Source organism: Aminivibrio sp. (genome assembly GCF_016756745.1).
GTDB lineage: Bacteria > Synergistota > Synergistia > Synergistales > Aminobacteriaceae > Aminivibrio.
Window position 1 is genome coordinate 1 of sequence record NZ_JAESIH010000089.1, and the last position, 6,763, is coordinate 6,763.

Sequence of the window (6,763 nt, forward strand, 5' to 3'; positions counted from 1 at the left end):
CAAAGCCGCCTCCCCGACGTGTTTGTTCCTTTTTCCCGGACCTCCCCGCCGCTCCGGGATTCAGCCGGTGAAACTCTCTTTACCCTTTCGCAGCGAGTATCCCCCGAAGGGCCGCGAGAGCCTTGCCGTGAATCTGGGAGACCCTGGATTCCGTGACTCCCAGGACTTTCCCTATTTCCTTGAGCGTCAGACCTTCATAATAATACAGCGAAATGACCTGCATTTCCCGTTCCGGCAGCCTTTTCAGGGCTCCCGCAACACGGACTGTTTCGTCCTCGTCCTCGAGCAGTTCGGCGGCGCTTTCCCCGTCATCGGGTATGATCCCCTCTCTGCTGACGTCACCATCCTCCAGGGAAAGCACTTCGTCGAGGGAGACGATATAGCTCCTGCTGGACAGTTCGAGAGTCTCCCTGTATTCTTTTTCGTCCATTCCCAGGACATCCATGAGGGCCTGGTCCGAAAGGGTCCCTCTGTCCTGCAGGACGGTCTCCATGGCCTTTCCCAGCCGCTGGAGCTTCTCCCTGCCCGTCCTCGAGATCCAGTCGTACTTTCGGAGTTCGTCAAGAACCGCTCCCCGTATCCTGGGAACGGCGAAGGTCTGGAAGGAAAATCCCTTGGATACGTCGAACCGGTCGATGGCGTCAAGAAGGCCGAAAACGCCGAAGCTGAGAAGATCGTCGTAGTCCAGCCCAGACGGAGGCGAGACGGCCATCCTGGCAGTCACGTACTTGACGAGGGGAAGGTACCTTTTGACTATATTTTCCCGGGCACGGGAGCTCCCCGTTTTGAGGTATTCTTCCCAAAGTTCGGCATCCGGGGCTTTCAGGACCACAAAAGCACCCCCTACCGTCCGAAGAAGAAAAAGAAGAGTACGGCAAGCAGCAGGAAGAGCACCGTTGCGGCAAACACTTTCCCCACAGCAAAGGGAGCGTTCTTTCCCAGGATCTTCGCCGCCGCCTTGTCGCCCGTTTTGAGCTTCAGGTCCGTTCCCGCACTCAGCACCCCCTCGATGCCCTCGCTGATGTGAAGCTTCACGAGAAGCCGGCTGCTCGGCAGCCTTTCCACCGAGAGGACGGGAAAGGCGGGACGTTCACCGGAACGCTCGAATACTTTGGAAATTATGGCGGACATGCCGCCCGTCTTTTCGAGCTCCACCTCGACGACGTCGCCTCTTTTGAGGTCGGAAACCGCCTTGCCGTGAACGGGGTCAAGGACGGGCCTGCAGGGCACCTGGACCGTACCGAGAGATCCCAGGACGGAAGGATCGTTCTCGTCTTCCCGGACCGGGGCTTCCTTCGGCTTTTCGTCCACGGTAATCCCGCCGGCTTCGAGCCGTGCCTTGTTGAAGATTTCCGTCTCGAGGTTATAGACGAGATCGTAATGGACGATTTCAGAGAAGGCTTCGCCGAGAGCGGAGAGTATTTCTTCCTTCGCGCTTTCGGACTGAAAGAGTTTGTTGACCGCGGTGGGAGTAAAGACTGCCTTCGCAGCCTTGAGCATGCGGGTATAGAGGGTCCGTTCCGGAGTGCCGCCTATGGTGGAAATGGCCGTTCTGACCGACTCCCAGCCGGCGCCGATGTCGAAGGTTTCCGGAAGGCTTTTTCCGCTGACCCAGAAACTTTCGTCCAGGATCTCGCCGGTGTTTCCCCTGGCCACAAAGCACAGGGCGCCGCCGAGCTCCCCCCTCTTCCGGGCATCGAACCGCACCTTGACGGCGATATACTCCGGCGTCAGCGTCCTGACCAGGGCCAGTATCTTCGACGGATCCCCAGAGGTGCTCCGGAGGATGACTTCAAGGGCCTCCCGGGAGCAGGAGAAGATGGAACACAACTCGTCCGCAGTCTCCTTCGGCAGGGCATCCAGCAGCGACGGGAGAGGAGTCTCTTGGGGAGTCTCCGGTCCACCGGCACCACGCCCTCCGCCGTCAGGCGCCGCGGCGGAAGAGAGATCGGTTTCGTCTCGCAGGTCTTCCCGAACTTCATTCCGTTCCTGTTCCATGGTTCCTCCTGTCAGCACGAAGTTTTAGATTTCCGCCGTTCCCTTTCCCAGTACCTTTACCGTGAGCATCCATGTTTTCGTGGAAAATTCCACGGTCCTTCCCTTGTTCCCTCCCGTGTCCATGGCGGCAATGGGAATTCCGTGCTGTTTGAGCAGCGCCTCCGTCTCTTTGGCATTCCTGCTGCCCACGGCGAGAAAATCGGTCTGGGCGCCGGGAAGGGTGAACATCTGGGATCCGCCGGCCATCTTGGCCTTCAGGCGGGACCGGACGGCTCCCTTGCGGCAGACCTCGGCGATCAGGGCGGGAACGGCCGTATCGGCAAATTTTCCCGGCTTTTCGAGTGCCTTCAGGCCGGCGCCGCGGCTGTCGGGAAGCATGATATGGACCATGCCCGCCACTTTCGCGGTCTGGTCGAAGAGCACAAGCCCGATACACGAACCCAGCCCGAGCGTCACAAGGGACTCGGGAGCTGATACGACCACCATATCGGCCATCCCGACGTGATGTACCTTGTCCATTCGTCAAAGCACCTGCAGCTTTCCGAGGAGAATTTCCAGGGACCCGGGATCCGGGAGCATGATCACTTTTCCCGAGATGCCCCCTTCCACATTCTCCACTTTCAGCGCCGTGTCCACGATCAGGGCGTGTTCCCCGGACTGGCCGAATATAGAGGCCACCACGTCGAGTATGGAGCCGAGCATGTCGTGGGCGACGCCGGGAACGGAAATGCTGTGGGTTCCACCGATGAGAACGTTGATGGCGTTCAGGAAGGAGCTGAGGATGATGTTGCCCACTTCCGTCAGCGCACTGTCCCGCATCCCTTCGGGCATGTCGCCGGGCTCCATGCCGCCCGTTTGGTGGCTGATGAGAAGATCGACGAGCTTCCTGCCGTCGTCCTCTTCCTGGATGAAGATGAGGCTGCAGGTGAACTCCCCCTCGGACCGGACGAACACCGCCGACATCATGGTGAGGGGGTCGCCGTAATATTCCGCCAGATCATAGATGGACACCAGTTCCGCCCTGGGGACATCCATGTCCACTGGTCGGGCGAGCATGACGGAAAGCGCCGTGGCGGCGTTCCCGGCGCCGATGTTGCCCACTTCCCGCATCGCATCGAGCTGAAGGTGGCTGAAATTTGCGAGATCCATGAAATGGCGGCTCCTTTCCCTATCTGCCGTACAGGCCGGCCACGTCAAGAATGAGCGCCACGTTACCGTCACCGAGGATGGTGGCCCCGGCGATCCCCCGGATCTTCGACAGGAAGCGGCCGAGGGACTTGATGACGATATCCTGCTGGCCGATGAGTTCGTCCACGATGAAGCCGATCCGCGTCTTCCCCGTTTTCCCCGTCTTCACCACCACCACGGGATACTCGTCGCTCTCCTCTTCCCCGCTCCTGGAGGTGCCCAGCATTTCGGCAAGGTCGCACAGGGTGAGCACGTCACCCCGGAGGAGGGTGGCGGGAGTTCCGTGGACGGTCTTCACGTTTTCCTTCTTCACGAGAATCGTCTCTTCCACGTTCTCCAGGGGCAGGGCGTAGGTTTCGTCCCCCACCTTGATGAGGAGGGCGAGAACGATGGCGAGGGTGAGGGGCAGGCGGACGAAGACCCTTGTACCGACCCCCACTTCCGTGGAAACGTCGAACTGGCCGCCGAGGGACTCCACCTTCGTCTTCACGGCGTCCATGCCCACTCCCCGCCCCGAGACGTCAGTGATCTTTTCCGCCATGCTGAAGCCGGGGAGGAAGATGAGGTTCACCACTTCCTCGTCGGACATGGCCGCCGATTCCTCTTCTGTAATGGTGCCGTTTGCCAGGGCCTTCGCCCTGACCTTGGAGGCATCGATGCCTTTCCCGTCGTCGGTCACCTCGATGATGACGCCGCTGCCCTCCTGGTAGGCGGAAATCCGGATGAGTCCCTTTTCCGGCTTGCCCGCCTTTTTCCGTTCCGCAGGGGTCTCGACGCCGTGGTCGATGGAATTCCGTATGACATGCACCATGGGGTCTCCGATCTCGTCGATGACCGTCCGGTCGAGTTCGGTCTCCTGCCCCTCCATTACCAGTTCGACCTCCTTGCCGAGGGTCTTGGAAAGATCCCGCACGAGGCGGGGGAACCGTTCGAAGATGAAGGACACGGGTACCATGCGGAGCTTGGTCACAAGCTCCTGGATGTCCCCGGAAATTCTCCCGAGCTGCGAAAGGGGCTCGTCAAACTCACGGAGATGGGCCTCCTGGACCAGGCGCTCGATCCTCGCCCGTCCGATCACGAGCTCTCCCACCAGGTTCATGAGCTTGTCCAGCCGCCCGATGTCGACACGAACCGTCTGGTTGGTTTTTTTGGCAGCCTCGGATTTTCGCTGCGGTCGGGCAGGAGCGGGAGGAACGCTCCCGCCGGAGGGAGGAGCCTTCTCTTTCCTGCCGGCTCCCGCGGGAGGAGTTTCCTCTTCCGGCAGCTTGACGGTTTCCCGGGCCGCCGCGAAAACCGCACTGTCGCGGCTGACCTCCCGGACGTCAGCGCCGGCCACTTCGCTGATCCTCGCCACGGCCTCCCGGACCTGCTCAAGGGAACGGGACGTGGCGGCATATACTATAAATTCGTGGTCGAATTCCTCGTTTTCCAGGGCTTCCACCGGAGGCACCGTCTTGATGATGTCTCCCATTTCATCGAGCCGGCTCACCACCATGTAGGCCCGGGCGGCTTTCAGCAGGCAGTCCGGAGAAAGGGACACCCGGACCTCGTATACATTCAGCCCCAGGCTTGAGGCCTCGGAGATCCACTGCAGCTCCTGCACGGAGAACTCTTTTTCCTCTCCCGGAGAAGGGCCTTCCTCCGGTTTTTTTTCGGCCGTCTGCACATCTTTCGCCGCGTTTTTCATGGCGGACACGAGGTCTTCGGTTTCGACCGAACCATCCCCGCCGCCGTTCCGGATGGAATCCACCATGGACTGGAGGGTGTCCAGGGATCTGAAGAGGAGGTCGATATCCTTCGCCTTGAGGCTGTATGTTCCCCTGCGGACCGAATCCAGCATGTCCTCCATGGCGTGGGTGAGCGAAGCCATCTTGTCGAATCCCATGGTGGACGACATGCCTTTGAGGGTGTGGGCCGACCGGAAGATCTCAGCGATGTTGTCCATGTCCGTCTGGTCCTTTTCAACGGCGAGGATGAGATCGTCGAGGTGTTTCAAATTGTCTCCCGCCTCGTCGAGAAACGCCCCAAGATACTGGCTCATATCCATATTCGTCATGGCTGATCATCTCCGGCTTCGTAAAGTCTGTTCATTCTCTCACGCTTCGGATCATGGCTTCAGGTATGGAATACAGGGGGAGAAGCTCGTCCACTACCCCGAGCTCCACCGCCGACTTCGGCATGCCGTACACAATGCAGGTTTCCTGGGACTCGGCGATGATCCTGGCGCCTTTCGATCTCAGGGCTGCCGCCCCGTCGGCGCCGTCTCTTCCCATTCCCGTGAGGATCACGCCGACGGCCCTGCCTCCCAGCTCATCGGCCACGCTCAGAAACATGATGTTCGCCGACGGCTTCACCGAGAGCAGGGGCGGGGCGTCGGACAGGCCGCAGATCAGCCGGCCCGCCTGGTTCCGCCTCACTATCATATGATACCCCCCTGGAGCGACTACGGCTAGTCCCGGTCTCAAATCCATCCCTTCAGCCCCTTCGGCCACATCAAGCTCCGACATGGCGTCAAGCCGTTTCGCGAAGGACAGGGTGAAATCCTTCGGCATATGCTGTACGATGACGATGGGCACAGGAAAATTTCCGGGGATCCGGGAAACGATCTGCTGCAGGGCCCGCGGCCCCCCTGTGGAGGCGGCGATGGCAAGGATCTCCGGTCGGCCCGCCCGGGGCGGTAACGATGGCTGAAGCCGGGGCCTCTCCGGCCGCAGTACGGGCGAGGACGTCAAGGGACGGGTTTCTTTTCTTTCCCTGCCCCCAACCCTGGCGGTACTGGCCGCTATGACCTTGGCCACAAGATCGGCGGAGACATCTCTCATGTTGAGAGAGATCGACCCCGACGGCTTGGCCACGAAGTCCACAGCTCCCTCCGAAAGGGCTCGCAGGGTAATCTGAGCCCCCTCCCGGGTCAGGCTGCTCACCATGATGACGGGAAGGGGGTTCCGTTTCATGATCTCTTCAAGGGTGGAGAGCCCGTCTTTCCTCGGCATCTCCACATCGAGGGTGACCACGTCGGGGGAGAGTTCGGCGATCTTCCTGAGGGCATCTTCCCCGTCCCGCGCCGTTCCTGCCACCTCGATGCGGGGATCCCCTCCGAGAATGTCGCTCAGGATCTTTCTCATAAAGGACGAATCGTCCACCACAAGTACACGTATTCTCGACTCTGTCATGGCAATCCCTTCAGTGATTTATTGGCGTCCCGCCAGTTCCTGCTGGCGGATGAAGGCCCCGAGCGGTTTCTCCACGGAACCGGGCATGGATTCGAAAGCGAAGCCTATCTCCCAGTTATCCTCTTTTTTGAGCTTTCTCACAACTTTTCCGGCAAGAAAAAACGTCTCTTCCTGCAGGGGAAGCTTCATCAGGACCCTGTCCTGTTCCTTGAAACGACCCGAAAGGGACTCGGGCACCACAACACCCGCGCCCCCCAGGCTGATATCCCGGGAGACGGCGGAGATCCACTCTTCTGTTTCGGGCTTTATTTCCTCTCCCTCAAGGCGGAAGAAAGACGTTTTGAGAAGGCAGGGCACCCGGACGAAACAGCGCCGCTGGACCCTCTCCGCATCGGAGACGGGAA

7 protein-coding genes are annotated in these 6,763 nt (G+C 60.2%); all 7 read right to left on the reverse strand.

All coding sequences use genetic code 11. From position 1 onward, the window contains the following. Positions 1 to 79: 79 nt before the first annotated feature. Positions 80 to 832, reverse strand: coding sequence for a sigma-70 family RNA polymerase sigma factor (locus tag JMJ95_RS13580; protein ID WP_367153815.1), 753 nt, complete (start codon positions 830 to 832; stop codon positions 80 to 82). An 11-nt stretch (positions 833 to 843) separates the two neighbouring features. Beyond that, positions 844 to 1,998 carry a hypothetical protein gene (locus tag JMJ95_RS13585; RefSeq protein ID WP_290686398.1) on the reverse strand — a complete coding sequence of 385 codons (1,155 nt, stop codon included), beginning with the start codon at positions 1,996 to 1,998 and terminating at the stop codon, positions 844 to 846. A 24-nt stretch (positions 1,999 to 2,022) separates the two neighbouring features. After that, positions 2,023 to 2,517: a chemotaxis protein CheD gene (locus tag JMJ95_RS13590; protein ID WP_290686400.1), complete on the reverse strand. Its 495-nt coding sequence runs from the start codon at positions 2,515 to 2,517 to the stop codon at positions 2,023 to 2,025. Between the two features lie 3 nt (positions 2,518 to 2,520). Next, entirely contained in the window at positions 2,521 to 3,147 is a 627-nt protein-coding gene (locus JMJ95_RS13595) for a chemotaxis protein CheC (protein ID WP_290686401.1), read from the reverse strand. Positions 3,148 to 3,166: 19 nt separating this feature from the next. After that, positions 3,167 to 5,242, reverse strand: coding sequence for a chemotaxis protein CheA (locus tag JMJ95_RS13600; RefSeq protein ID WP_290686404.1), 2,076 nt, complete (start codon positions 5,240 to 5,242; stop codon positions 3,167 to 3,169). A 31-nt stretch (positions 5,243 to 5,273) separates the two neighbouring features. Beyond that, complete coding sequence (locus JMJ95_RS13605) at positions 5,274 to 6,359, reverse strand: chemotaxis response regulator protein-glutamate methylesterase (RefSeq protein WP_290686406.1); 1,086 nt, start codon at positions 6,357 to 6,359, stop codon at positions 5,274 to 5,276. Between the two features lie 18 nt (positions 6,360 to 6,377). Beyond that, positions 6,378 to 6,763: PilZ domain-containing protein (locus JMJ95_RS13610; RefSeq protein ID WP_290686409.1), on the reverse strand; the 386-nt coding region annotated here is incomplete at its 5' end.

Coding starts and splice junctions, on each gene's coding strand:
- JMJ95_RS13585 (WP_290686398.1), bottom strand. CDS start 1,998: ATGGAACAGGAACGGAATGAAGTTCGGGAAGACCTGCGAGACGAAACC.
- JMJ95_RS13590 (WP_290686400.1), bottom strand. CDS start 2,517: ATGGACAAGGTACATCACGTCGGGATGGCCGATATGGTGGTCGTATCA.
- JMJ95_RS13595 (WP_290686401.1), bottom strand. CDS start 3,147: ATGGATCTCGCAAATTTCAGCCACCTTCAGCTCGATGCGATGCGGGAA.
- JMJ95_RS13600 (WP_290686404.1), bottom strand. CDS start 5,242: ATGACGAATATGGATATGAGCCAGTATCTTGGGGCGTTTCTCGACGAG.
- JMJ95_RS13605 (WP_290686406.1), bottom strand. CDS start 6,359: ATGACAGAGTCGAGAATACGTGTACTTGTGGTGGACGATTCGTCCTTT.